Annotated in this window: 1 protein-coding gene; it reads left to right on the forward strand. The window is 44.6% G+C overall.

The genetic code is table 11. From position 1 onward, the window contains the following. A partial coding sequence (locus A3756_RS28325; protein WP_197481525.1) for a hypothetical protein occupies window positions 1-674 on the forward strand: 674 nt, incomplete at its 5' end. Window positions 675-716 lie beyond the last annotated feature (42 nt).

Consider the following 716-nt stretch of genomic DNA (forward strand, 5'->3'; position numbering starts at 1 on the left):
TGGATAGACTGTTCCGAAATATTTTTCTCCCAGTATCATTTTTGGGCTTGGCGACGGCTTTTCCTGTGCATGCTTTTGAGTTGCTTTCAGAAGGAGCGATGGGGACGGTTTCGGCTGTGTCAGCAAACTCGGCTGAAGATATTGTTAATATAGCTGGTCCTACAGCCGCGGGCTTGACGGTTGATGACGATTATGAAGTGCTGCCTTTTCAGACCGATATCACAATTGAGGATGCTAACCCAGATGAGGTGACTGACGTGCTTGAGTTTGCTTTGACTCAAGAGGTTGAGTCGTGGGCAAGTAATCTCACTATTCAAGACTCTCTAGTTGGAGCTGATACCTCCGCTGATGTGAGTTATGTGGATGAGCTTCCGCCTTCGTCTTTTGAAGATGCTGTTTTCCTTGTTCGAGATGATGAGTTTGATAGCATTGTTTTCGATTCCGATAGTGATCAAGAAGACAATACTAGCTACGAGTTAAGTCGTATAGAGCAAACTGTAACTGTCTTGGAGCAAAACCTGGGCTCGATTCGTTATATCGTTGAGAGGCAGGTAGACTTTGTAGCCACAATTGCTCCTCCGGATCGCGAGGGGCAGGAAGCGTCAATCGGCAGTGGCTATATCTCTGATCTAACGAGTATTAGTAATGTTCGCATTGCTACGGTTCGAGATTAGTTATATTTATCTATTCTTTTCTTGAATTATCTGTATTTCCGT

The organism is Oleiphilus sp. HI0086, from assembly GCF_001635225.1.